The organism is Rosistilla ulvae (assembly GCF_007741475.1).
Taxonomy (GTDB): domain Bacteria; phylum Planctomycetota; class Planctomycetia; order Pirellulales; family Pirellulaceae; genus Rosistilla; species Rosistilla ulvae.
This window is the reverse complement of record NZ_CP036261.1, coordinates 6457712-6483202: the sequence shown is the minus strand read 5'-3', so window position 1 is coordinate 6483202 and position 25491 is coordinate 6457712. Positions and strand designations below refer to the sequence as shown.

Annotated in this window: 17 protein-coding genes; 7 read left to right on the top strand and 10 right to left on the bottom strand. The window is 59.4% G+C overall.

Annotated elements, in window-relative coordinates:
- Nucleotides 1–2: 2 nt before the first annotated feature.
- From EC9_RS23095 to EC9_RS23085, 3 genes are all read right to left on the bottom strand, one after another.
- On the bottom strand, nt 3–2816 hold the full coding sequence (locus tag EC9_RS23095; protein ID WP_145348400.1) for a DUF1553 domain-containing protein: 2814 nt from the start codon (nt 2814–2816) through the stop codon (nt 3–5).
- A 143-nt stretch (nt 2817–2959) separates the two neighbouring features.
- A complete protein-coding gene (locus EC9_RS23090; RefSeq protein ID WP_145348399.1) occupies nt 2960–3487 on the bottom strand; it encodes a DinB family protein in 528 nt (175 codons plus the stop codon).
- 252 nt (nt 3488–3739) lie between these two features.
- A complete protein-coding gene (locus EC9_RS23085; RefSeq protein WP_145348398.1) occupies nt 3740–5881 on the bottom strand; it encodes a prolyl oligopeptidase family serine peptidase in 2142 nt (713 codons plus the stop codon).
- 292 nt (nt 5882–6173) lie between these two features.
- Here EC9_RS23085 and EC9_RS23080 point away from each other — a divergent pair, with 292 nt between their 5' ends.
- Entirely contained in the window at nt 6174–7211 is a 1038-nt protein-coding gene (locus EC9_RS23080) for an SGNH/GDSL hydrolase family protein (RefSeq protein ID WP_246105835.1), read from the top strand.
- A 33-nt stretch (nt 7212–7244) separates the two neighbouring features.
- On the opposite strand, the gene EC9_RS23075 is transcribed toward EC9_RS23080, so the two are convergent.
- Nucleotides 7245–8726, bottom strand: a complete 1482-nt coding sequence (locus tag EC9_RS23075; protein ID WP_145348397.1) for a DUF7133 domain-containing protein — start codon at nt 8724–8726, stop codon at nt 7245–7247.
- A 75-nt stretch (nt 8727–8801) separates the two neighbouring features.
- Nucleotides 8802–12374 carry a family 16 glycoside hydrolase gene (locus EC9_RS23070; RefSeq protein ID WP_145348396.1) on the bottom strand — a complete coding sequence of 1191 codons (3573 nt, stop codon included), beginning with the start codon at nt 12372–12374 and terminating at the stop codon, nt 8802–8804.
- A gap of 407 nt (nt 12375–12781) precedes the next feature.
- Here EC9_RS23070 and EC9_RS23065 point away from each other — a divergent pair, with 407 nt between their 5' ends.
- The 5 genes from EC9_RS23065 (at nt 12782) to EC9_RS23045 (ending at nt 17052) form a co-directional block, all read left to right on the top strand.
- Nucleotides 12782–13708 carry a PIG-L deacetylase family protein gene (locus tag EC9_RS23065; protein WP_145348395.1) on the top strand — a complete coding sequence of 309 codons (927 nt, stop codon included), beginning with the start codon at nt 12782–12784 and terminating at the stop codon, nt 13706–13708.
- Nucleotides 13709–13985: 277 nt separating this feature from the next.
- Nucleotides 13986–14864: a DUF1559 domain-containing protein gene (locus tag EC9_RS23060; protein WP_145348394.1), complete on the top strand. Its 879-nt coding sequence runs from the start codon at nt 13986–13988 to the stop codon at nt 14862–14864.
- A 186-nt stretch (nt 14865–15050) separates the two neighbouring features.
- Entirely contained in the window at nt 15051–15434 is a 384-nt protein-coding gene (locus EC9_RS23055) for a hypothetical protein (RefSeq protein ID WP_145348393.1), read from the top strand.
- Between the two features lie 108 nt (nt 15435–15542).
- Entirely contained in the window at nt 15543–15752 is a 210-nt protein-coding gene (locus tag EC9_RS23050) for a hypothetical protein (RefSeq protein ID WP_145348392.1), read from the top strand.
- 754 nt (nt 15753–16506) lie between these two features.
- A complete protein-coding gene (locus EC9_RS23045) occupies nt 16507–17052 on the top strand; it encodes a hypothetical protein (protein WP_145348391.1) in 546 nt (181 codons plus the stop codon).
- On the opposite strand, the gene EC9_RS23040 is transcribed toward EC9_RS23045, so the two are convergent.
- The 4 genes from EC9_RS23040 to pssA all read right to left on the bottom strand — a co-directional run bounded on the left by EC9_RS23040 (nt 17044) and on the right by pssA (nt 21024).
- A complete protein-coding gene (locus tag EC9_RS23040; protein ID WP_145348390.1) occupies nt 17044–17940 on the bottom strand; it encodes a prephenate dehydrogenase in 897 nt (298 codons plus the stop codon). The genes EC9_RS23045 and EC9_RS23040 overlap by 9 nt on opposite strands.
- A complete protein-coding gene (ribA, locus tag EC9_RS23035; protein ID WP_145348389.1) occupies nt 17937–19169 on the bottom strand; it encodes a GTP cyclohydrolase II in 1233 nt (410 codons plus the stop codon). Before ribA ends, EC9_RS23040 begins: the two co-directional genes overlap by 4 nt.
- A gap of 325 nt (nt 19170–19494) precedes the next feature.
- Complete coding sequence (locus EC9_RS23030; RefSeq protein ID WP_145348388.1) at nt 19495–20178, bottom strand: class I SAM-dependent methyltransferase; 684 nt, start codon at nt 20176–20178, stop codon at nt 19495–19497.
- 57 nt (nt 20179–20235) lie between these two features.
- Nucleotides 20236–21024 (bottom strand): CDP-diacylglycerol--serine O-phosphatidyltransferase, encoded by a 789-nt coding sequence (pssA, locus tag EC9_RS26735; protein ID WP_218934371.1) that lies wholly within the window; start codon nt 21022–21024, stop codon nt 20236–20238.
- Between the two features lie 645 nt (nt 21025–21669).
- On the opposite strand from pssA, the gene nadB reads away from it, so the two are divergent.
- The gene (gene nadB / locus EC9_RS23020; protein ID WP_145348386.1) at nt 21670–23304 is read left to right on the top strand and encodes an L-aspartate oxidase; all 1635 of its coding nucleotides are present in this window, start codon (nt 21670–21672) and stop codon (nt 23302–23304) included.
- Nucleotides 23305–23670: 366 nt separating this feature from the next.
- Here the strand turns inward: nadB and EC9_RS23015 are convergent, their stop codons facing one another.
- Entirely contained in the window at nt 23671–24981 is a 1311-nt protein-coding gene (locus EC9_RS23015; protein WP_145286511.1) for a homoserine dehydrogenase, read from the bottom strand.
- Nucleotides 24982–25491 lie beyond the last annotated feature (510 nt).

The following is a 25491-nucleotide window of genomic DNA, read 5'->3' as shown; positions in this document are numbered from 1 at the left end:
GATCAATCCAGGAATCGGTATTCGGTGCTGGCCATTAGGATCTGAATGAACTGGGCGAGACGCTGCGGGTCGTCGCCGATGAACTCTCCTGCGAGTTCGCGTTCGTCGCTCTGCGGATAACGTTGCAAGCAGCGGAGGTAGGCCGCTTCGATCTGCGCATCCAGAGGTTCGGATGTTTCAGCGATCCGGGCGGCGATCTGTTGAGACATGTCGATCACCGTGTCGCTGTTCAACATCACCAACGCTTGGGAGGGGACGTTGGTCGCGGGGCGGCGACCGACGAGGATGTCGGGATCGGCAAAGTCGAATGTCGCCAGCATCGGCGGCAACTGGCCGCGAATGATTTGCAGGTACATGCTGCGGCGATTGGTTTGCGCCAACTGAGCCGCTCCCGAACTGGCGGTGTTGTTGTTCACCAACACGCCAAACTTCTGCATCGGTTGCACCGTTGGCACGCGGTCCAAGCGTTCGGCGGCGACCAGCATCGTGTCGCGCAGCGCTTCGGCTGGCAGGCGCTTGCGATGCCCACGCCACAACAAGCGGTTGTCCGGATCGGACTCAAACGCAACGGGATGATAGTTCGACGACTGACGATAAACGCGGCTGAGCACAATCTTGCGGACCAGCGTTTTGATCGACCAGCCCTCGCGGACAAACTGAATCGCCAGCGTGTCGAGCAGCTCGGGATGGCTGGGGCGATCGCCCAGTTGGCCAAAGTTGTCGACGGTTCGGACCAGCCCCTGACCGATCAAGTGCATCCAGACGCGGTTGACGATCACGCGTGCGGTCAGCGGATTGTCGGGGTCGGTGATCCAATCGGCCAGCTGCAACCGGCCGCTTTGGTCCGCCGGGATCGCGATCGACGAACCGCTGGAGACGACTTGCAGGAAGCCGCGCGGCACGACCGGGCCCTTGTTGTGGGGTTCGCCGCGGATGCACAAGCAGGCGTCTTCGACTTGTTTCTCATCGACCACCGCCATCGCTCGAGGCAGCGGCGGCGGAGCGGTCTTGTCGTGGTCGCGGATCGCGGCTTCCAGCGATTTGATCTCGGCGGAGACTGCCGCGATCATCTGTTGTTGCTTCTTGCTGTCCGCTGGTTGCTGAGCTTCTTCCCCCGGCTTCAGGAACTGAACCGCATCGGCGATCACGTACCCTTGTGTCCCGGTGTTCCGCATGATCACCGTCGCCGGCCTGTCGGCGGCAAAGTCGTATTCGCCGATCGATTCCCACAAGCCAGCGATCGAACCTGGTTTGGATTGGTTGAGCGTTGCCTGTTGAATCCCCGACGCGGTGTGGATTTCGATCGGTACGTTGGCGGCACGGCTGCCCGCCCCGGTGTAGGCGATCCGCACCTCATAACGTCCCGCCGCCAGGTTGGTGGAGAACGCGACCGACGTCTCTCCCTTGTTTTTGTTGTCGTCGTGAATGTAGCCGGCACCATAAAACGGTTGCGTCAGCAGCGACTCTTTCCAGTGCCCCGTTCGCTTGGCTTCGGTATCGTCGACAACCGTTCCGCCCCAGTTGCGTGGAGCCGCTTTGCGGAGCGAGGCGAGTTGTTTCTTGGTGGCGGCTAGTTGGCTGGTCAGTTCCTTCTTCGCCGCCGCATGCTGTTCGACCGCCGCGCGATGTTCGCTGCGTGTCGGCAGATCGCGTTTGACCCACGTGCTGACGTACCGCTGCGATTCGCCATCCAACACCTTGGTGCTGGAGAAGATTCCCGCCAAAGCGTAATAGTCTTTGGTTGGGATCGGATCGAACTTGTGATCATGGCAACGGGCACATCCCAGTGTCATCCCGAGGAACGCGCGGCCGACGGTGTCGATTTGATCGTCGACGATATCCATCTTCAGCTTCGCCTTGTCGCGTTCGCTGAGCATCTTCGATCCGAGCATCAAGAACCCGGTGGCGACAAGGTTTTCGATCCGATCGGCGTCGGAGTCGCTGGGCATCAGGTCGCCGGCGATCTGTTGGCGGACAAACTCATCAAACGGTTTATCGGTCGCCATCGCGTCGACGACAAACTGACGGTAACGCCAAGCGTCGTGAAAGGTCGCGTTGAAGTCGGCGCCGTTGGAGTCGGCGTATCGGGCGACGTCCAACCAATGCCGTCCCCAGTGTTCCGCGAATCCGAACGACGCGAGTTGGCGATCGACGATCCGACGCCAGTGCTCCGGCGACGGGTCGTCGCTGAATTGTTGAATCAGTTCGGGGGACGGTGGCAGACCGGTCAGGTCGAAGGTCAAGCGTCGTAGGCTGACGATCGGATCGGCGTCTCCCGGATAGGGAAGTTCCGCCTGCAGGCGACGCGCTTCGACGAAGCGATCGATGTCCGACCACGCCCAGTCGGAACCGGGGACCGCCGGCGGGGAGGCCTCTTGAGGATTCTGGAACGACCAGAAGTCGCGTCCCGCATCGAGGTCGATCCCTTTGGAGGCAGGATGCGTGCCGGTTTCTTCGCGCGGATCGAATGCGCCTTGATCGATCCAGTGCCGGAAGTGGTCGATCACTTCATCGGGCAAGCGACCGCTCGGTGGCATCTCGACCGATTCGAACTCGAGCGCCGAGATCAGCAGACTCTCGGCAGCGTTGGAAGGAACGATTGCCGGACCGCTATCGCCGCCGGTACGCCAACCATCGGCCGAATCCAACAGCAGGCTGCCGCCGAGTTCTTCGGAGTTTTCCGCGTGGCATTCGTAGCAATGTTTGATCAGCACCGGGCGAATGTGCTGTTCAAAATAGTCCGCCTTGGAGAGCGGATCGGCCTGAGCGGTGGCGGCGATTGCGATCAATCCGATGCATGTCAGGCGAATCAGCATGTGATTTGGCGGGGCAACAGGATGGGGCGGGCTGTAAAGCGGGCCCCCCTATTGAAGCAGATATCGCTGCCCCAACCAAGCTTTTTTGCTGTTTGGCACCGCAGAAAGCCACTTAAGGCGACTTCTGGGACCCATCGGGCAAGCTATGCCGGAGCCATGCCCATCATGCGACGCCAGGCGCTCAATTGCCCCATGTGCAGCATGAAGTGACCGCCGGTGTAAAAGGCGTGCATTCCGCCGAGCGTTGGGAACAGTTCGCGGAGTCGCCCTTCGGCGGGGTTGGGGACCATGAATTGATCGTCGGTCGCGTTTCGCAGCGTCGTCAGCGCGGCTTGATAAACCGTGGTGAAGCGGTCCAGCAGCACTTCCTTTCCAGGATAGATCAGGCCGTTGGGATCGTCCTGGCACTTGGCCGCTGGCGAAAAGAGCGCGTTCTCCGCTTCGGTCGGTTGATATGCGGTCGCGTCTTGCCCCAGTTGGTCGACGACGCGTGGAGCGTAGATGCTCAAGTGCCCCACGATGAATGCGGGGTGATTCGAAACGATCGGTCCCTCTTTGCCTGGGGCAAAGCGAGCGAATTGATCCGCGGGCAGATCCTTCACCAGGCTGTCGGCGTAGTTGATGCCGCGGCTCAAAGAATCGGCGATCATGTTTCCAATGAAGTTACTCATATCGATTGTGTCCTTTATTTCGTTAACTGTTTAGGTAGTCGGTTTAAGCGAAGAGACTTTGATTCACGCGATGGGTTCGCGCCATCGATGGTCGCCTTTCGCTCCGCGAAAGTGCGGCGCTCAACCTGCATTCTGCGAACGCACTTTCGCGGAGCGAAAGGCGACACTGGACGACCTGCTCGGCTCACCCAGCAAATGAAAAATGTCTCATCGCAGCGACGGGCTGTCTATATCCCGCGTCTGTCGGTTCCGTTACTGCAGCACGCGCGTCAGGAAAGCCCACAGGTCGGCGTATTGATCGATGTATTTCGTCACCGGAGTTCCCGCTCCGTGGCCGGCGCGAGTTTCGATTCGGATCAGCGTTGGGTTGTCGCAGCTTTGTGCAGCTTGCAGCGCCGCGGCAAATTTGAAGCTGTGCCCGGGGACGACACGGTCGTCGCGATCGGCGGTTGTGATCAAGGTCGGCGGATAACAGGTCCCCGGTTTGATCTGATGCAGCGGCGAATAGTTCAACAGCGTCTTAAACTGTTCCGGATCGTCGCTGCTGCCAAATTCGGTCACCCAAGCCCAACCGATCGTGAACTTGTGGAACCGCAACATGTCCATCACGCCCACCGCGGGCAAGCAGGCGCCAAACAGCTCGGGACGCTGCGTCATCACCGCACCAACAAGCAAGCCGCCGTTGCTGCCGCCGCGAATCGCCAGCTTGTCGCTGCAGGTGTAGTTCTGTTGGATCAGATACTCCGCTGCGGCGATGAAGTCGTCAAAGACGTTTTGTTTCTTCTCCTGCATTCCCGCTTCGTGCCACGATCGCCCGTATTCGCCGCCGCCTCGCAGGTTGGGGACCGCATAGATCCCGCCACGATCCATCCAGACAGCCATCGCGGGTGAGAAGCCGGGCGTCAGCGAGATGTTGAACCCGCCATAAGCGTACAGCAGCGTCGGGTTGCTGCCGTCCAGCTTCAGGTCGGCGCGGTGCGTGATGATCATCGGCACACGCGTGCCATCTTTGCTCTCGTAAAAGACCTGCTTCGTCACAAAGCGGGATGCGTCGAAGTTCAGCTCCGGTGCGCGCCAAAGCGTGCTCTCGCCGGTCTTCAAGTCGTACCGGAAGATGCTCGGAGGCGTGACGTAGTTGGTGAAGGAGTAGAAGGTCTCCGTCGCGTCGCGTTGGCCGCCAAATCCGCCCGCGGAACCGAGACCCGGCAGTTCGATCTGTTTGACAACTTCGCCTTGTTTGTTGTAGACGTCGATTTGGCTGAGTGCATCTTTCATCGAAGTCGTGAAAAACTCCTCTCCCAGCAGACTGCAGTCTTCGATCACGTTTTCGTTTTGCGGGATCACTTCGCGCCACTGGTCGCGGCGGGGATCGTCGGCGTCGACAGCGATCACGCGTCGCCGCGGCGCGTCGTTGTCGGTCAAAAAGTAGAGGATCGATTCATCGTTGCCGATCAACGAGTACTCCGCGTCGAAGCCGCCGATCAATTCGGTAACCGGCAACTTGGGATCGCCCAGCGGTTGGATGAAGATCTGATTCTGCGGCTCGCTGCCCTTCCAGTTCGTGATGATCAGGTACCGCCCATCCTCGGTCACCTCGGGCGTGAAGCCCCACTCCTTGTTGTCGGGGCGTTCGTAGATCAAACGATCTTCGGACTGGTCGGTTCCCAGTTTGTGGAAGTAGAGTTGTTGGTTGTAGTTGGTGCCGGTCAGCTCTTCGCCATCGGAGGGTTCGGCATAGCGTCCATAGAAGAAACCGCTGTTGTCGGGCATCCAAGCGATCCCGCTGAACTTGACCCAACGGACGACATCGTCGCGGTCTTCGCCGCTGGCGACGTCGCGGACGCGCCACGTGCGCCAATCGCTGCCGCCGTCGGCGATGCTGTAGGCCAACAGGCTGCCGTCGTCGGTCGGCGACCAACCGGCCAGGGCCATCGTCCCATCTTCGCTCAACTTATTGGGGTCGATCAAAACCCGCCGCGGCGCATCGAGGCCCTCGGCCACATACAACAGACTCTGGTTCTGCAGCCCCGAGTTGTGCGTGTAGAAGTAAGTCGATTGGCGACTGCGCGGCTGCGTAAAACGCTCGTAGTTCCAGAGTTCAGTCAAGCGATCGCGGATCGCTGTTCGCTCGGGAATCTGATCCAGGAAGGTGCGAGTGATCTTGTTTTCGGCAGCGACCCAAGCGGCGGTTTGTTCGCTCTCGGTATCCTCCAACCAACGATAGGGATCGGCGACGGGAGTGCCGTGATAATCGTCGATAATTGCGTCGCGAGGAGCTGGCGGGTATTGGATCGAAGGCATTTTAGGCGTGTCGTTTTGAGCGAGTGTGGTGGACGCAAGGGACGAGATCAGGCCGATCGCCGTGGCGATGGCAAACGTTGAGGTGGGATGCATTTTTTAGAAGCCTGACTTGAATCGAGCGGGAGGCGAGACGCAGTGTTTGCGCTCCGTTGCGGCGATCGTCACCACCACCGCGACGAAGCATTCGCGAGCCGAACCAGGATAGTGCGACAAGCTGCGTTTGGCAATCAATGGCCTCCCCGCGCAAAGCGCAAAGCCGTGTTTCGATATCAGGTATCCGTTGGCACGCAAACACGCAATATCGCAGGCCCCCGGGGCCCATTGGGTTCCCGGTTGCAGGTAAGATGCACTGGTCGCTGGCAACACGCACGATGCCAAGTCGGTAATGAGTGTCGACCGATCCAATCGCCAGCGAGCGGAGAGTCCGATGAATGATGTCGATTCTGTGAATGCCAGCGTTGGACAGGTTGCGACCGATGCGGGGGAGATCCGCAAGGTGAAGAGCAAGCGGTTGCGTCGGTTGCTGCTTTTCGGCGGCGCCTTGACGATCGCTGCGCTGGCCTACATCGAATTGAATCTGCGTCGACCGATCGGCAGCGGTCCGGCGGGGCCGGAGGTTGCTGCAGCCGCTTTTCGCGAGCAGTGGTCGTCGCGGCAATTCAAGCTGCTGGGGATTGGCGATAGTGTGACGGCCGGCTTGGGAGCCAAGAGTCCTGCGCATTCCTACTTCCAACGCATGCTGCGGAATCCCGAGGATGAGTTTGCTGCAATGCAGGGCCTCTGTTTATCGGCCGTGCTGCCCAACATCGAAGCCGAAAATCTGGCGGTCTCCGGATCGACATCGCCGATGCACTGGGATGTCGTGCAGCGTCTGGAACCCCATTCCGCGGAGACCTTTGGAATTGTTGTGCTCACCACCGGCGGGAACGATCTGATCCACAGCTACGGTCGCTCGCCGGCTCGCGAAGGGGCCATGTATGGAGCGACGCTGGAGCAGGCCGAACCGTGGATCAAAAACTTTGCAGCCCGGCTGGACCGGATGCTCGACCAGATCGATGAAAGCTTTCCCGGCGGCTGTGAGATGTTTCTAGCCAACATCTACGATCCGACCGATGGAGTCGGCGACGCGCCAAGTATCTTTCTGCCGCCGTGGCCCGACGGGCTGGCAATCCATGCTCGCTATAACGCGATCATCCTGGACGCCGCCAAACGGCGGCCGAACGTGACGCTTGTGCCGATGTACGAAGCTTTTTTGGGGCACGGATCGCATTGCCGGCAGTTCTGGCGAGAGACCTACGACAGCAGCGATCCACACTATTGGTACTTCAGCAATATCGAAGATCCCAACGATCGCGGCTACGACGCCATCCGGCGACTGTTCCTCAACGCAGTCGTGTCGCGGCAGTCGGTATTTGCACAATAGTTCTTCGTGCGAAAAACCCGATCAGCCAATCCGCTACTGCACCAGATAGTTCAGCGTGTAATAGGCTTCGGAGTGCAGCAGCGAGTTGCCGGCGGTGTTCTTGACGCCGTCGCTGTGCAGTTCGTGCACATGCCCTTCCTGCAAGCCATCGATCTTCAGATGGACCGTCTTGCCATCGTCAGCGACTGTTGCCGAGAGGATCGTCGGCGTCGTGTGGTCGACTTCCGGACTGCCGTACGAACTTTGGTAGATGTAGGTGTAGGTTTCCATCTTATAAGAGTCGACGTTGCCCGCCGTCTCGGGATCGACAGCTTCGGTGAAGACCAGATCAAAGCCATCTTTGGCAGCTCGCATCTCCAGGATTTCAAACGGCAGCTTGCCAGTCCAATTCAGTCGTTGCAGCGAGCCCGGATCGCGGCCGGCCGATCCCCAGCCGCGATTCGTGCCGCCGACAAACATCGATCCGTCGGGGGTGATCTCGGTGGCGACGTTCCCCGAACCAAAGCCCTTGCGGAACGGAAAGCAGACGCCTTGGTAATGCCCCTGAACCTTTTCCAGATAGACACGCATCACCGTGCTGGCCGATTGGTCGCTGACAAACATCTGCCCGGCAAACGGACCAAACTTGCCGCCGCTGGTATCACAGGTCACGCCGCTCGCCGATTTTCCCATCTTGTTGTACGGGAACATCACCACCGGCACTTCGAACTCGGGAATCTTCCGCGCCTGATCCAACGAGCGCGTGTTGCTCTCGGGTTCTTGCGGTCGTTTGCCCAGCACCTCTTCCGCCTGTTCATACCACTCGAATCCGCCGGGATGGCCGACGAACTTTCCCGGGATCAATTGCTTCAGATGGCACGTCCCGTTCCAAGGGCCTTGGTTGTCGGTATAGAAGATGTCGCCGGCGATGTTGCTGCCCATCCCGCCGGGCGATCGGATCCCGCTGGTCGTCGGAACCGTCTTGCCGTCGGGCGTCACGCGGACACACCAGCCCCGGTAGAGAGCTTTGCTGCTGAACGAACCGGTCAGACACAGCGTCACCCAGATATCGCCGTTGGCATCGAACTTCGACCCAAACGCATACTCGTGGTAATCGCCGGTGATGCCCCAGCCATCGGCGACGACTTCAAATTCGTCGGCTCGGCCATCGCCATCGGTATCGCGCAATCGGCTGACATCGGGACGCTGAGTCACATAAAGCCATCCATTTTTTTCGGTCAGCCCCAACGGTTCGTGCAGCCCGTGGGCGTAGCGATGGAAGTTCTTTGCGGGGACTTCATCGGCCAACGGATCATCGATCATCCAGATCTCGCCGCGACGCGTTGCCGCGGCCAGCCGGCCGTCGGACATCAACTGAACCGCTCCCACCTCCAACAGCTCCCCTTCGGGAATCTGCAGATCGGTCAGCTTATAGTATTCGTCTTCGGTGGGCGGCTGAGCCACCGCGGTGGCGGTAACGCACAGTCCGATCAACAGGCCGGAAAAGAGAGTCGTCGCGATTGAGAATCGATTCATAAGAGCCACCGCTGTGCAGCAGGAAAGTTATCGTTTTGAAGTAAAGTTGTTGGCGTCAGGATCGGCAAACCCTTATCACCAACGGATCTGTTCTTCGATCGTCGCTGTACCGTTTTCCAGCGAAACCGGCACTCGCAACTCTTGCCCATCGCCGACAGAGACCAGCTCGGCCGGTCCGTCGATGCGGATCGAATATTCGCCGTCGACGCGATACCAGCCGTCGTCGGCCGCTTCGATCTTCTTGCCCGCTGCCACGCGAAGCGTCAGCCCGGCAGTGTCGGCGGGGCCTGTCAATTGCAACTGGCGGCGCAGCGAGACCGCTCCGGAATCGTCGACCTCGGGCAGCGGCGTGTCTTCGACAGTCACTTCGCCGGCGCGATAGCGGAACGTCGGTTGACCGCTGGGGTTCAAGCGATAGCCAAGGAATCGATATCCCTGTTCTCGCAGATCTTCGGTCGGCCAGGGAGCATCGATCGCGTCGAGCCGGGCCAACGGAGCAACTTTCTCCAACGATCGGATCGCGTCGCCCAACGGCCCCTGCTTCCCAGGGCCACGTCCGACCCAGTGCTTGCTGGCGTCGATGAACGCTCCCTTCCATGCCAACGCCAGCGACATCGTGCCGGCGTCCCATGCGATGTGAACGCGTTGAGGATATCCAACGGCGATCCCCCGCGGCGTCAGCCCTTCGATAAAGTTGCGGTAGATGATCGGCCGCTCTTCGGGAATCAATTCGATCAGCTCCTTCTCGACACCGATCGGCGGGCGAGCCTTTGAACCGTCGGCAAGATAGGTCCACAAGGCACCGATCTGAGTATTGGGATGGCCTTCATAGAGATCGGGAACCACCGACTTGCCGTCGGGGAAACTGGCCGGCATCCGGGTTCCCGGGCGATAGGTTTGCGGCGACATCAGATACCGGTGGAACCAGTCCTCTCGCAAACGCGACGTCATCCGTTGCATGTCGATCGCGCCGATCCCGGGCGCTCCCTGACCGCCAAACGTGTGACACTTGACGCAGGAGAGTCCTTTGTTGCCCGCCAGCATGCGTCCGGCCGAAAGCAGTTCGTCCCGCGGCTGATCGATCGCCGCGATTTCGGCTTCGCTTTTCTGATCCAACGCAACCAAAGCGTCGACGAAACCGGGCAGGTTGTGGGTTCCAAAGCCGGGCATATTGGCCAGCATGTAGGGCCGCTCGTCCGCTCCCTTGTTCAGGATCTGCGTGATGTAGTCAGACTTCAATTTGTCTCCCACGCCGGTCAGCGGTGGCGGCAGACGTCCTTCATCTCCCATCTCCTGCATCGTCGTCTTAAAGACAGCATCGCGAGTCGCTTCGGGACCGCCGATTTTGTCGCGGCTGTGACAGGCGTAACAGTTCATCGTTGCCATCGTCTGATGAACCAATCCCGCGGCGTCGATTTCCTGAGGCCCCGCACGCAATTCATCGATCGCGCGGCCGATCGCCTGACGCTGCGCGACGTTGAGGTCAAAGTTCGGCAGGCCGGCAACGGGCGTCTCCGCCAAGCAACCGGCAGACGTATCGAGCGACTTCATCGCCGGGGCGACCAGCGATTTCGTGGCGTCGGTCGGCAGCGACTTCAATTGATGACAAGCGGCACAGCCGACGCTTGTGAACAACTCGCGTCCCTGCTGGACCAACTTGAGATCGGGCTGGAAGGTCGACTTGAACAGCGGCTCGGCCATCTGCCCCGACGGATCGAGCGACAGGATCGAATCGATCGTGATCCGATTCAACCCGCCCCCTTCGATCTCCAGCGTTAACGATTCGTAGCCAGCGAACTCAAAATATTCGACTCGCAGTTCGTGAACACCTTGCTCCAGCAAAACCTCTGCGGTCCGCGTGCCATGCGGATGGATGCCGTCGTACAGCACGACCTGCTTGCCGTCGACAAGCACGCGGCTGCCATCGTCCGATCCCAGATGGAACTTGTATTTGGCCCGCTTCGGCGCGATGAAGTAGCTGTCGAAACGGGCGGCAAAGCGGTCGGTGCGACCGCTGGCTTCGATGTCCAGCCCAAACGTTTCGACTTCCTTTTCCGCCGTCAGCGTTTCAAAATCGGGCAGCGTCTTCCAGCTCCCTTCATAAAAGGTCGCCTTGGTGTTGACCCCCGCTTCGCCCAAGATTACCTCGCGCAATAGGTAGGTCGCCAGATCTTCCGCTTCGCCATCTTGGAAACCGAAGCTGGGCATCCGACCGCTGGGGCGCGTCGCATGCGGCTGCTTCAAGAACCCGACCAACGAATCGAACGTGTACTTCTGCCCCAGCTTACCCAACGGGATCGTTGTCGCATCGGAGACGACCGTGCCATCTTGCGGCGCGTGGCAGGCGGTGCAGCCGATCATGTGGAACAGTTCTTTGCCGCGACCAGCCGCTACGGGATCCCCCACGCGATCGACGACGACGCCGGTCGAAACGAGGTAACTGGCAAGCGCACGAACCGTCGCGTCACGCTGTTGCGGTTCGAGTCCCGCCAGCAGATCGGGCATCGTCGTCCCTGGCTTTTCCCCGTGCGGGTCGCCGATGAACGCCAGTAGATGATCGGGGCGGATGCGGCTGCCAACGCTGTCGAGAATCGGAGCCTGTTTGGCGGCGACCGCGGGCTTGGCTTGCAGATGGCAGGCTGCGCAGCCGAGTTCGCTGATCAATAGATGCCCGCCCAAGGCGGCGTCGCCGCCGGCGGAAGTTGCAAAGCGTTCAAAGCCGGGGACGCGGGGACGGCGAGCTTCTTTATCGGCATCGCGAGGCTGAACCCAGATATTGCGAAAGCGAACCGGATTGCCGTGGTTCTGCAGGTACAGTGGTCCCGGTTGGGGCCCTTCGTCGTTGGGAGCCGCTCGCGTCTTGTGCGGCAGCGCCACATTCTGTTGCACGATCACGCCGTTTAATCGCACGGTCAGTTTGGCATCGGCGGTCTTCTTGCCGGCGTCATCGTAGCGAGCGGCGGTGAAGTCGGCGTCGTAGGTTTGCCAAGCGAGCGGCGGGAAGCACATGTTCAGATCGGGATCGCGGATCGTGTAGATCCCGCCGGTTTCGTTCATTGCACCGGCGAGTCCAAACGAATCGAGGACCTGCGTTTCGTAACGGCCTTGATAATAGACGCCGCTGTTGCCGCGAGCTTGTCCACGTGCTGCAGGCATAAACGGAGTGCGGAATTCCAGGTGCAAACGAAAATCGTCGAAGCGGTCTTTGCTGGTCACCCCTTCGATCAACAGTCCATCATCGGTCATCCGACCCGACTGCCAATGAGCCTCCATCGTTTCGGTGGTGCCATCGAACATCACGATCGCGCCGGCCGGAGGTTGCTGCCCCAACGTGGGACTCTTCCGATCGACGCGCTGCATTTGATTGGCGTCGACCAGATCGAGAACCGCATCGGCGTCCAGCGGAACGCGTTGTGGTGGTGTCTTGTCCCAGCCATCGCCGGGCAGACCGCCTGCGTAGATGACCGCTTCAAATTCCCCGTCTCCCAACGCGATCACCTGCATCGCCCGCTTGGGACCGACGTATTCGCCTTGCGTTGCAAAATCAGGATCTTCGGCCGCAGCCTCGGGCGTGGCGTAGGTGGTCGGTTGAGACCAAGCCACCGAACAAATCAAAGCGGTCAACAGGCTGCAGAGTGCAATTCGCATGGCATCGTCAGGTCAGGACGGAGAGAGATGGATTGGCAACAGGGGCAGTATAGTTGTCCCGCAGCGCCGTGTGGGCAGGACGCAGTAAGTTTCCCGCCCATTGCGACACAGAACGCATTCGGTCCGTGCAGGCCGAAAGAAGTTGATAGTGTCGGTGAACCACCACGCATGGCACCCAAAATCATTGATTCAATCGCTCCGACTCGATCACTCGGTCTGATCCCGAAGGAAGCTAAGAATGGTCGCCGGTGGCCTGAACGCAGCGAGACCATCGGATTCGAACGCAACTCGCCAATCGTTTGTCTTGAAGTCGAGTCATTGTTCCGTGAGAATGGCGACTTCGTTGCGGCGAGCGAAAAGTGAGCGACGCTGCAACTGTTTTAACTGCACCGTAAAGGAACGACACCATGAGGCACTGCAAACTGCTGTTCACGATGGCGATGATGCTGTCTGTAAGTTCGAATTTGATTTGGGCTGAGAACAAAGAGGAGAGCGGCGATGGAAAGCTGCGGATCATCTGTTTTGGGGCGCACCCCGACGATGCGGAATACAAGAGTGGCGGGACGGCGGCGCTGTGGGCCAAGCAGGGGCATCATGTCAAGCTAGTTTCGGTGACCAATGGCGATATCGGCCATTGGCAGATGGCCGGCGGAGCTCTGGCAAAACGACGGATCGCGGAATCGGCAGAGGTCGCAAAACGGTTGGGGGTGACTTCGCAAGTCCTCGACATCCACGACGGCGAGTTGATGCCGACGCTCGAAAACCGTCGCACGATCACCCGTTTGATCCGCGAGTGGGAAGCGGACATCGTGATCGCGCACCGTCCCTGGGACTATCACCCCGACCATCGCTACGTCGGTGTCTTGGTACAGGATGCCGCGTTTATGGTCACGGTTCCTTTTTTCTGCCCCGACGTCCCGGCTCTGAAAAAGAACCCGTTGTTTCTTTATTCGAGCGACCGTTTCAAGAAACCCTATCCGTTTGATCCCGATATCGCGGTAGCCATCGATGACGTCTTCGAGCAGAAAGTCGACGCGTTGATGGCGTTGGAGTCGCAAACGTTTGAAGGAGGTGCGTTGGGGAACGCCGAAAAAATGGCAGACGTGCCGCCGGCGTCGCAGCCCGAATTGCGTCGAGAATGGCTGCGCAAACGTTGGGATCAACGGGCCGGTGGGGAATCGCGGCAATATCGTCAGGCGCTCAGTCGCTGGTACGGACCCGAACGAGGCGAGCAGGTCAAATATGCCGAAGCCTTCGAGATCTGTGAGTATGGTCTACAACCGTCCAACGAAGAGATACGAAAGATGTTCCCCTTCTTTGGTACTTCGGATTAGTTGAGGCGAGACCACGGAGGGATCGAATAGGGGAGCCGATGGTCTGAGCGTAGCGAACACCACCGGACCTGAGCTCAGCTGAACCGAGCAAAACGAAAAGTACTCATCCGCTCACCCAAAGTCCACAATATCACGGTTGACATTGCCCACACGAAGGGGATAATGAATTGCGTAACCCAGGGCGTGCGGGGGCTTAGTTTCGCATGCGAACATTGTCGCGATCAAAACATCTGGTCGGCAGTTCTTATTTTCCTAACTGATTTTGAGGAATTCTTTCATGCGAAATCGCACTCAAGGCTTTACGCTCGTGGAGCTTCTTGTCGTCATCGCGATCATTGGCATTCTCGTCGGCCTATTGTTGCCGGCTGTACAAGCGGCTCGCGAAGCGGCACGGCGGATGCAGTGCAGCAACAATTTTAAGCAATTTGGACTTGCGCTCCATAATTACCACGATACGCACCAGACGTTTCCAGCCGGCTCCAGATACAACACCGAACCTGGCAACATCGGCGGCAACCGCATCAACGGTTGGGTCGCGATTCTGCCATTTATGGAGATGGGAAACGTCTACGATCTCTGGGATTTCCGAGTCGACTATGACAACGCGGCGAACAATGCTGCAAAGGCAACGGTCGTGGATGCAATGTTCTGTCCATCCAAACCGCGTCCTTTGCAGGGAAGTAGCACCGTGGCATACGGCGACTACGCATTCAGCACAGGTACTGGCAGCACCAACGATGGTAACACGAACTCATGGCGAGGAATATTCAATCAGAATTCGCGAGTTGCATTTCGTGATATTACCGATGGCACGAGCAACACAATCGCAGCGGGTGAGATGGACTCGAACTTCAATCTAAGCAACCATATCTGGCGATGGGGCTATCACTCGCACCGAAACATGTGCTACCCGCTGAACCGAAAAATCGTGGGTGATGCGGCTTTCTCCCACATTACAAACAACGGCACCGTCGTTGCGGGGACGTCCGCTACGGAATATAGCGATCGATGGGCTAATTTTGGCTCCCATCATCCCGGAGGAGCGCAATTTTTGAAGGCCGATGGATCCGTGGCATTCATCGCCGAGACTATCCAATATCTCACCTACCAGTACCTTGGTGACAAGGCGGACGGCAATGTAATCCCTGCCCAGTAGTTAGATCGCACCGAACTCTCCTCTCCACCGTTTCCGCTTGCGGATCGGTGGTGGCGGCATCTCGCAACAGCATGAGAGACAACCCCATCATGCCTGCCTGAACAACCTAAAGCCCCCTCGCATTGCGCGAAAAAAATGGGGCAAATAAGCAATAATTTGACAAACCCAACAAGGAACAAAGAAGCCATGCTACGTCCTATCGCAGCCACGATGCGTTGGTACCTATTTCCGGCGATCGTTATGCTCGTTATTGCAATGAACGGTTGCAATTCAGCGGAACCAGTGATTGTGGCGCCAACTGCCTCAGTGGCAGGAACCATCGCCGTAGCCGGGAAGTCGATACGCCAAGGGACAATTCATCTCTTCTCGTTTACAACAGGAGAGGTTGGAGTGGCCGCAATTGATCAAAAAGGAGCGTTTAAGCTAGAAACCCCGCTTGCCAGCGGAGAATATACGGTCTACCTCAGCAATGTTTCTGGAATTCCCGAGAAGTTTTACAGCGAGACCTCCAGCGGCCAACAGGTCACCATCGTTGACGGTGAAAATAACCTGACGATCGACCTCAACTAACCCCCTCCGATCGACAAATGTCGGGACAAGTCGACAGAGCAATGGCAGGTGGTTACCCATGAACGGAAGCCGCCGGCCGGGGAGCGGCGAGATATTTGCAGTGCCCCATTGCAACCAACAAGTCTGACGACACAAAACGCCCCGATCTCTTCGGTCATCGCAAGCGATTACGTCGACCGATCCGTCGTCGTCGAGGTCAACGATTTACTCGCTGGCAATCCGTTGCGGAATCTCAGTTGCCGCAGCGATTCGCTGGTGATCCAAGAAGGTAGCCGGTGGTATGAGCGCAGCGAATACCACCGGGTTCGATCGCCGTAGCGCGGTCGCACGCCAAACCGTTGGCCCTTCTTGTCGTGTTTGTTCGCCTTGCCGTTTACCCAGGCGTTCCGCCTGGGCTATGCAAATCGCCGGCCCTTCGGTCCTCTTGAGGCCCGGTGGTTTGCGCCGCGTTGCATGTCATCGGATGCCAACGCCACGACAGTAACCGCACCGTAGGTTCCCGAAGGGGTCCCAGAAGGTAGCCGGTGGTTTGAGCGTAGCGAACACCACCGGGTTCGATCGTCGTAACACGCACCGCCCGCAACGCGGTCGCACGTCGATCGGCGGGCCGTTGGCCCTTCTTGTTGTGTTTGTTCGCCTCGCCGTTTACCCAGGCGTTCCGCCTGGGCTATGCAAATTGCCGGCCCTTCGGTTCTCTTGAGGCCCGGTGGTTTGCGCCGCGTTGCATGTCATCGGATGCCAACGCCACCGCCGCAACGCGGTCGCACGTCGATCGGCAGGCCGTTGGCCCTTCTTGTTGTGTTTGTTCGCCTTGCCGGTTTCCCAGGCGTTCCGCCTGGGCGATGCAAATTGCCGGCCCTTCGGTCCTCCTGAAGTCCTGCCTTTTCAGCAACCCTTGGCACATGCGGCACGCTGGATTTGCCAATACGATCGCCGTCCCAAAAGGCCGGATTACGGCATCCGCAATTTTTTTGCCGATTCGATTTCTCTCTTGACCTGGCGATTGGGGCGTAATTAGGTTGAATGGTAGAGGATTCATTTCCTCTTCCTTGCAACAGGAGGAAGACAACCGATGACTGAGAAACGTGATTCAGCGCCAAGTTCGCTACTGCAACGATTCTTTTCTGGGGTTTCCGAATCGATCTTTCATGGTCAGTTGGGCGTGGTCGATGTCCAGTTAGTCGACTACATCAACAGCCTGCTGATTCGGTTCGTGCGCACCGACATGCTGCATACGGTTCGCCGAGCGACCGGCAGACCAGCGACCGAAGTTGTCGAGATGCTGATCGAAGCGGACAAGCGGATCGGCGTCGCTCGCCGTGAAGTCCACCGCCACGTCGGCGATTTCACGCTGTTCTGGAGTGGGATGTATCCCGAGAGCCTGCGGCAGATGAAGTCGCGCGACCACGCCGATCATTTCGTCGATTATTGCCAGCAGGGCAAGCGAGCCTACGCGATCGCAAGCTCGATCGAAGGGGGCGACGATCGCCCGCCGTGCGATCTGCTGCGGCGATTGAGCGATCAGTTTGAACTTTGCGCCTACGGCTTGCGCGAGGTCCGCCGCGAACTGGAAAACCGGGACGACGATCCGCCCCACCAGAAGACGCTGTTATTCTGAGTCGTCTTCGGGGCCACACGTCGCGGCATCGATCGTTTGTTTTGCGGTTTGCGCGTCGGCAAACAGCTTTTCGATTCCAGCCCAATCCTGGCTAGCGATCGCGCCGCGGAACTGGCCGATCGCCGATTCGTATTGCTGCAACTGAGCCAAGACGGCCGGTGCGTTCGCTTCGACGATCTGCCGCCACATCAAAGGATCTCCCGCCGCGATCCGCGTCGCGTCGCGGAATCCCGATCCGGTCAGATGGGCAAATTTTTGTGGCAGCGCCAGGGCCAAAGCGGCTGATGCGATGTGCGGCATATGGCTGGCAGAAGCCAATGCGAGGTCGTGATCGGCGGGACTCATCGAGATCACGCGGCAACCGATCTCTCTCCAAAATTGCTTTACGCGGTCGTGGCGGATCGGATCGGTTTGGTCGGTCGGTGTGGTGATCGAAAGCTTGCCTTGGAACAGATCGACCGAAGCGTTTTCGACTCCCGTTCGCTCGCTGCCGGCGATCGGGTGCGATCCGACAAACCGCAGCGCCGCGGCGGGGTGCGCTTCGGCTGCCGCAACGATTTCCTGTTTGGTGCTGCCGACATCGGTGATGATCGCACCGTGATCGCTGGCATCGGCGATCTCGGGCAGCAACCGGGCGATGTGGCCAACGGGGGCTGCGATGATGATCAGGTCGCAATCGGCGACGCACTGGATCGCATCAGCAAATGCGTGGTCGACGACTTGTAGGTCGAGCATCGTCTGCCGCGTCTCGGGCTTGCGAGACGAACCGACAAGCGTTGCGTCGGGCCAGCGACGCTTTGCTGCCAACGCGACCGAACCGCCTAATAAACCGACACCAATTACGGCGATCCGTCGCGGCCGCCAAGCTTCCTGCGCCTCGCGGTTCATTCGGCCGACTCGACCGGATCGCTGGGCAATTGGTGCCCCATCTTGTCTCGCTTGGTTTGCAAGTAACGCGCGTTGTGAACGTTCGATTCGGAGATGATCGGCACTTGATCGACGACCTGCAGATCGAAGCCGCGGAGATTGAAGGCTTCGGTCTTCTTGGGGTTGTTGGTCAGCAGGCGGACTTCGCGGAGCCCGAGGTCTTTGAGGATCTGCAGCCCGATGCCGTAGTCGCGCATGTCGGCTTTGAAGCCCAACGCGTGGTTCGCTTCGACTGTGTCGAGGCCTTGGTCTTGCAATGCGTAAGCGTGGATCTTTTGGGCCAGTCCGATACCACGGCCCTCTTGCGGCAGATAGACCAACGCGCCGCGTCCCTCGTCGCTGATCACCTTCAGGGCCATCTTCAGTTGGTCGCCGCAATCGCAGCGAAGCGAATCGACCAGGTCGCCGGTGAAGCAACTGCTGTGCATCCGCACCAACGGCGGCGGGCCATCGGGAGAGGTCAGGTCTCCGTAAACCAACGCGATCGGTTCCTGGTCTTCGAACTGGACGTCGTAGACGATGATTTTGAAGTCGCCAAACGATGTCGGTAGATCCGCTTGTGCGTTTCGCGAAACCAGCTTTTCATTCACCCGGCGATGGGCGATCAGTTCTTCGATCGTGATGATCTTCAGGTCGTGTTTCTTGGCCAACGCCAGCAGGTCGTCGCGCGTGGCGCGGTCTCCCGATTCGTTGAGGACTTCGCAGAGCGCGCCGGCTGGTTCCAGCCCCGCCATGCGGGCGAGATCGACAGCAGCTTCGGTGTGCCCGGCCCGGCGCAACACGCCTCCCTCTTTCGCCAGCAGCGGATAGACGTGCCCGGGGCGGACAAAGTCTTCGGCGTGGCTGTGGGGTTGGATCAGCGCCTGGATCGTTTCGGAACGTTCGGCTGCGGTGATCCCGGTCTTGGCGTTGCGATGATCGACGGGCGTCTGGAAGGCTGTCTTTAAAGGTGCGTCGTTGCGTTCGACCAACGGGTGCAGATCCAAGCGATTGCAGACGTCGGGGAGGACGGCGACGCACAGTTGGCCGCGTCCGGAGAGCATGAAGTTGACGTTTTCGATCGTCGCTTTTTCGGCCGCGCAGATGTAGTCGCCTTCGTTTTCACGATTCTCGGCGTCGAGAACGATCACGATTTCGCCACGCGCGATCGCATCAACGGCTTCGGGGACGCTGTTGAACGGGGAACTCATATATCGGAAACACCTGATTTGACCAATCTGGTCGTCGAGGAAGGGTGGCTCAAGCGGGCAGCGGGTTGAATTTAAGAACGCCTCTGCCTGCTGCCTATTATTCTAAGCCCGCGGGGATGATAAAGGGGCCTGCGAAGGAGACGACTGGAGTTTGTCGCCCTCAGCCCGCGCGGCGATCGTGCAAACGCCGACGCGGCAGGCCGCTCCAAGAGGGCCGTCGGTGAACTCCATCGGGCTTCGCGTCCTGTCGGTTAGGAGTCGGCAGCGGCCGCGAGGGTTCGCGTCGGGGGGAGATCGGAAACGCTTCCAACCAATGCCGAGGCTGCTAGCAGCGTTTCGCCTTGACGATCGTAAAGAGCGAGAAGGGAGACGATTTGTAGCGGCGTTCGACTTCCAGGGGCAGATTCTCGATGATCGATTGGCATTCGAGATTGGTCCGCCAGCCGAGGTGCCGGGTGACGCTGTCGGCGCGATCGACCATGTTGGCGATCCACTTGCGGCGGCTGCGGAAGTGGTTGATGACCAGCAGTCGTCCGCCCGGTTTGAGGACCCGCGTGATCTCCGCCATCATCTTCTGCGGCTTTGAAACGACGGTGACGACGTGAAACGCGGTCACGAAGTCGAAGCTTTCGTCGGGGAAATCGAGCTGTTCGGCGTTCATCGCTCGCAGATCAAAATGATCCCATCCCTCGCGTTGGATCCGTTTTTGAGCGACTTCCAGCATCGGTTCGGAGAGGTCGATCCCGGTGATCTTGGCGTGCTGCGGATAGACCGGCATCGAGACACCCGTCCCGATTCCGACTTCGAGAACTTTCGATCCCTCGGGGATGTCCAGCGATTGAATGCTGCTGCGGATGTGGTTGCGGATCACCAACGGGAAAAGAACTTCGTAGGCGGGAGCCAGTTGCTTGTACAACTGGGCCCGTTCGGCCTTCACTTTTGAACCGGAGCGCGATGGGGCATCCTGCTGAGATTTTTCGTCTTCCGCCGGGGCGACGTCGATTTCCATTGTTCTTCAATTCCGTTGGGGGATTGTTGGGTAATGAGCGGTTCGCAGGGGGGGATGCTAACCGCTTGCGCGTGCCGATTCGGGCAAACGCATCCAATTCCGGATCGGGGATTCAAACGCGTAGTAGCAGAACATCAGCGGCAGAGCTAATTCCTTCACGACCACAACTGTCATAATAGCAAAAAGGGCCAGGCCGATCTGGAATGGAGACCAGTGTCCGCCGAGCCACTTCGGGACAAAATGCTCGTAGCGAAATCGCGAGACCATCAGGTAAGCCAATATTACCGCCAGAGCTGGCAAAAGGTATTGGCAACTGGCCAAGACCGTGGCGGCCAGCTCTTGAGTATGCGGATCGGCAACGGATGTCTGCATGCCCGAGAGTTCGGGGGTGGCGATCGCAAAGGTAGCGATCGTGCCCGCAGCGGCAGGGCTTGGCAGCCCCTCAAAATAAGCGTGGTCCTCGGCATCGTCGCTTGGCGTTTCGACGTTGAATCGGGCCAGTCGCAGGATCGTGCAGAGCGTAAAGAGAACGCCGATCGGGTAGATCACCCGTAGCGGCAGGACGTTGGAGTACTGCCAAACCAGCACTGCGGGGGCGACGCCAAAGGTGATCGCATCACACAGGCTGTCCAGTTGTGCGCCAAATTCGCTGGTCTGCTTGGTCGCTCGGGCGGCCCAGCCATCAAAGGCGTCGAACAACATTCCGGCGAAGATCAAGCATCCGGCGGCAAACAGCTTGTTTTCGGTCGACCAGTTCAATTCGGAGTTATAAGCCATGGCGATACTTGCCATGCCACAGGCACCGTTGCCAAGGGTCAGCATCGTCGGCAGAAAGCTGAGGCTCATGCGTGGACGTCGTCGTTTGCGGGCGGCTCGATAACTCATGTATTTGGTGTTTCCGCTGTGGAAGTGAAGGATCGTTGGCTGGGCGCGGTCGTTGCGCTGCCAGTCGGGAAAATACGGCCCAATGGGAATTGAGACCGCAAACCCTGTTCCTCTTCGCGCCGCTGAGCCATTTCTTGTACAGAAATGGGAAACTGCGACTGCCTGCCGTGGCGGGGAACTCCTGTTAAGGATCGCTCGGTCCCTTTTGCGTTGCCACCGGCACGATATCCCGCCGCCACCTGAGCGCGGATCGTTTCGATAGAACGATCGTCGGCTGGGGGCTGGGAGAATTGATCCGCTGTGGCAATCATGGTGCTTCGAAGGGAGAGCGTTGACCTTGGTAAGGCCATTCAAATTGAGCGATTTGCGGGGACGGCAATCGCGAAATGCCGAGCAAAGGTAGGCCTTTCCCGCCATTTCAGCCGTAGTCTACCAATGATTGGGGCCCAAGACTCGACTATATTTAGCAAAATGTTAACGTATTCGACACAAGGGTCCAATCGGATCGGTGAGGCGAATTAACGCAGATACGGGCTTTTCCCACGCCACTTCGTGCCACCTTGATCCTCGCACCCACAATCTCCTCTCGCGCCGGCCGCAGAATTTATGACACCTCGCTATCTGGTCGCCTTCCATCCAAAACGGGCCCTGCATCGCTTCACCGACCTCTTGGTTATTGGTGGGGGGCTTTCGGGGTTGCGGGCCGCCAATGCCGCGGCGGCGAACCAATCGGTCCTGGTCGTGACCAAGGACCGGATCCAGGAATCGAACAGCAATTACGCTCAAGGCGGTATCGCCGGCGTGATCGACGAAACCGATTCTTTTGAGAATCACGTTCAGGACACTTTGAACGCCGGCGGCAATCTGTGCGATCGATCGGTCGTCGACACGGTGATTCGCGAAGCCCCCCGCAGGATTGAGGAGCTGATCGCTTGGGGGACGCGATTTGATTCGCACCAAGAGGGTTCGCTGATGCTCGGCCGCGAGGGAGGGCACAGCCACCAGCGGATCGTCCACGCCTTGGGAGACGCCACGGGGCGCGAGGTGATGCGGGCGGTGATCCAGCGGACGCGCGAACGGCAGAATATCCAGATCATGGAAAACGCCTTCACCATGGATTTGCTGACCCACGAGGGACGTTGCCACGGTGCCGTCCTGGGCGTTGGGACCGACAAGCCGACACTGGTTTGGGCCAAGCAGACGATCCTGTGCACCGGCGGCTGTGGGCAGATCTTCCGCGAATCGACGAACCCACCGGTAGCGACTGCCGATGGGATCGCGGCGGCTTACCGAGCCGGGGTCGAATTGCGCGACATGGAGATGATGCAGTTCCATCCAACGGTTCTCTACATCGCCGGCAGTTCCCGATTTCTGATCACCGAAGCGGTGCGAGGCGAAGGGGCGCATTTGGTCGATGCCTCGGGGCATCGGTTTATGCCCGAATACGATCCCCGCGGCGAACTGGCACCGCGCGATGTGGTCAGCCAATCGATCGTCTGCCAGATGAGCAAGACTCAGCATCCGTGCGTTTACTTGGACCTGAACCATCTGGATCCGAAAGAGGTGAAGTCGCGATTCCCTGGGATCGCCAAGGTCTGCCAAGAATTTGGTTTGGATATCACCCAGGATCGAATTCCGGTTCGCCCCGGTGCCCACTACATGATCGGCGGTGTCTCGGTCGATATCGAAGGCCGGACTTCGCTGCCGGGATTGTGGGCGGCGGGAGAGGTGACCAGCAGCGGGCTGCACGGCGCGAATCGGTTGGCGTCGAACAGCTTGTTGGAAGGGCTTGTCTACGGAGCGCATGCCGGCGAAGGGGCCGCGCGGGCGGCGGCTGAAATGCCCGACCGCTATGAGGCGCTTAAGATCGAAGGGCCAGCGACATCCGCCCCCGTGGAACCGCTTGATATTGGTGACATTCGCAACGCGATGAAGAGCCTGATGGGGCGGTTGTGTGGCGTGCAACGCGATGCCGCGTCGCTGCGTCAGGCGCTCGATTCGCTGGAGTCCTATTGCAGTTATGCGTTGCCGCGACAGTTCGATTCGGTCGAGGGTTGGGAGCTGCAGAACATGCTGCTGACCGCCCGCTTGATGGCCGCTAGCGCGCTGGCCCGAGAAGAGTCGCGTGGGGTTCACTTCCGCAACGACTTCCCCGAGACAAACGACGAGCAATGGCGGCGGCATCTGACGGTGCAGATCGACCGCGACGGTGGCCGCCCGCGTCAAACGCCAATGCTGTAGCACTCAACTTCACCCTCCCCCAGGGAGGGTCGAACCCGCGAAGCGTGGTTCGGGGAGGGGAGTTCGGCAGATCGGACGTCGGTAGGCCCTCCCCGAAAAACTTGCTAGACGCTCGTTTTTCGACCCTCCCAGCTGCGCTGGGCGGGTGAATCGCGGGCTTGGTTTTACGCTGGCCGGTAACGCTCGTCTTCACCCTCCCCCAGGGAGGGTCGAACCCGCGAAGCGTGGTTCGGGGAGGGGAGTTCGGCAGATCGGACGTCGGTAGGCCCTCCCCGAAAAACTTGCTAGACGCTCGTTTTTCGACCCTCCCAGCTGCGCTGGGCGGGTGAAGTGCGGGGAGTGCCCGGCTCACGTTGGGGCGAGTTCTTATTCGCCGACTTTGACTCGCAAGCGAATCACCTTGCCGACGACGCAATCGAGGTTTTCGATCTCGTTGGCGGCGCGACCGGCAGCTCCTTCGGGAGCGCTGTGGGTCATGATCACCAATGGAACGACATCGTTAGTCCCATCGCTGGCAGGTTCGTGTTGGATCACCGACGCGATCGAAACCTGATGACGTCCCAGAACTCCAGTGATCTCGCCCAGCACGCCGGGGGAATCGGTGACGTGCAGACGCAGATAATACCGTCCGGGGAGTTCGCTGAACGGACGCAAGCTGACACGCGGCTGTTCGTCGCCGTTGAACTGCTTTAGCGTCTGGAAGGTCAGCCGCGTGCGACCGACTGCGGTGTCGATGATGTCGGCGACGACAGCCGATGCGGTTGGCATCTGGCCAGCGCCGAGACCGTGGTAGAAGACAGGGCCAACGGCATCGCCGCAGACCGCGATTGCGTTAAACGCGTCTTGGACTTCGGCCAGCGGCGTCCCCGCTTTGACCAAGGTAGGAGAGACGTGGAGTTCGAGCCCTTCGCTGCCCAAGCGGGCGACGGCTAGCAGCTTGATGCGGTATCCCAGTTCGCGAGCGTACTGTAGGTCGGCCGGGTCCAATTGGTCGACGCCCAGTCGCGGAATGTCGGCCCAACGTGGATGGGCACCAAAGGCGAGGTGGGCGAGGATCGCCAGTTTTTGAGCGGCATCGGTGCCGTCGACGTCCATCGTCGGATCGGCTTCGGCATATCCGAGTTCCTGGGCCTGGGCGACGGCGTCGTCGAAGGACATCCCCAAGCGATCCATCTGCGTGACCAGGAAGTTGCTGGTCCCGTTGAGGATCCCTTCGAGCGATAGGATCTGATTGGCCGACAGGCACTGGCTGATGTTCGTGATGATCGGGATGCCACCGGCAACGGCCGCTTCGAACGCGATGCACTGCCCCAGTTCGCGGGCGCGACCAAACAGTTCGGGGCCATGTTCGGCCAGCAGGGCTTTGTTGGCGGTGACGACGTCCTTGCCGCTTTCGAGCAGCTTCAGCATGATCGTGCGGGCCGGTTCCAAGCCGCCGATCAATTGTGCGACGACTTTGATCTCCGGATCGTTGAGGACATCGTCGAGGTCTTCGGTGACAACTCCCTCGGGCAAATCAGCGTATTCGGGCTTGCTGGCGTCGCGAACCACCGCGCGTTGCAGCCAGAGCGTGCGGCCCGCATGCCGCGCCGTGCGATCGCCGTGGTCCAACAGCAGCTTTGCCACACCGGTACCCACGGTTCCCAAACCAACGATTGCAACCTTCGTCTTTTCCATTGTTCTATTAATCTTCAAATCGCAGATATTATTAAGGTTCTGATGTTCGGAATGGTAGACGTTCCCACCGTTGGCTACCAGCACGGCTGCTTTGAAGAGGGCATTTGGGCGGCCGTAACCAACGTCCCGAAGCAGTGTTCGTCCCCGGCGCCTCCAAATTTTGCCATCTTTTCTTGAAATGCGACACACCGCTCCGACAGCGGCTGCTCGATTCGTGTCGCGTTGGGCCACCGGTGCCGCCGCTAAACCCGACTTTCACTATGGTTCTGCAGCCTGGCGATTGACCGAGAGGTGTTCTGCTGAAGCCTCGATTCGGATCGACCTCCAACTTCGCGACGCGGCTGTTGCTGCAAACCCAATGAGGACGGGAGAAAACGACGGCTCGACAGTCACCAGAACAAGCTTCTTAGCAGGCGTGCGCGGCCGCATCCTCGAGCCTTCGTGCGCGCCGGTCAATTGGTCCTCGAGCGACAAGTGGGGGATCTTCGTTCGCCAGTTTGGCATCCATAG

What these genes read in the sequence shown, in the direction of transcription:
- EC9_RS23065 (WP_145348395.1), top strand. Translation starts at nt 12,782, where the DNA reads ATGAGGCACTGCAAACTGCTGTTCACGATGGCGATGATGCTGTCTGTA.
- EC9_RS23085 (WP_145348398.1), bottom strand. Translation starts at nt 5,881, where the DNA reads ATGCATCCCACCTCAACGTTTGCCATCGCCACGGCGATCGGCCTGATC.
- EC9_RS23030 (WP_145348388.1), bottom strand. Translation starts at nt 20,178, where the DNA reads ATGGAAATCGACGTCGCCCCGGCGGAAGACGAAAAATCTCAGCAGGAT.
- EC9_RS23055 (WP_145348393.1), top strand. Translation starts at nt 15,051, where the DNA reads ATGCTACGTCCTATCGCAGCCACGATGCGTTGGTACCTATTTCCGGCG.
- EC9_RS23075 (WP_145348397.1), bottom strand. Translation starts at nt 8,726, where the DNA reads ATGAATCGATTCTCAATCGCGACGACTCTCTTTTCCGGCCTGTTGATC.
- EC9_RS23015 (WP_145286511.1), bottom strand. Translation starts at nt 24,981, where the DNA reads ATGGAAAAGACGAAGGTTGCAATCGTTGGTTTGGGAACCGTGGGTACC.
- EC9_RS23070 (WP_145348396.1), bottom strand. Translation starts at nt 12,374, where the DNA reads ATGCGAATTGCACTCTGCAGCCTGTTGACCGCTTTGATTTGTTCGGTG.
- ribA (WP_145348389.1), bottom strand. Translation starts at nt 19,169, where the DNA reads ATGAGTTCCCCGTTCAACAGCGTCCCCGAAGCCGTTGATGCGATCGCG.
- EC9_RS23045 (WP_145348391.1), top strand. Translation starts at nt 16,507, where the DNA reads ATGACTGAGAAACGTGATTCAGCGCCAAGTTCGCTACTGCAACGATTC.
- EC9_RS23060 (WP_145348394.1), top strand. Translation starts at nt 13,986, where the DNA reads ATGCGAAATCGCACTCAAGGCTTTACGCTCGTGGAGCTTCTTGTCGTC.
- EC9_RS23080 (WP_246105835.1), top strand. Translation starts at nt 6,174, where the DNA reads ATGAGTGTCGACCGATCCAATCGCCAGCGAGCGGAGAGTCCGATGAAT.
- pssA (WP_218934371.1), bottom strand. Translation starts at nt 21,024, where the DNA reads ATGAGCCTCAGCTTTCTGCCGACGATGCTGACCCTTGGCAACGGTGCC.
- EC9_RS23090 (WP_145348399.1), bottom strand. Translation starts at nt 3,487, where the DNA reads ATGAGTAACTTCATTGGAAACATGATCGCCGATTCTTTGAGCCGCGGC.
- EC9_RS23095 (WP_145348400.1), bottom strand. Translation starts at nt 2,816, where the DNA reads ATGCTGATTCGCCTGACATGCATCGGATTGATCGCAATCGCCGCCACC.
- nadB (WP_145348386.1), top strand. Translation starts at nt 21,670, where the DNA reads ATGACACCTCGCTATCTGGTCGCCTTCCATCCAAAACGGGCCCTGCAT.
- EC9_RS23040 (WP_145348390.1), bottom strand. Translation starts at nt 17,940, where the DNA reads ATGAACCGCGAGGCGCAGGAAGCTTGGCGGCCGCGACGGATCGCCGTA.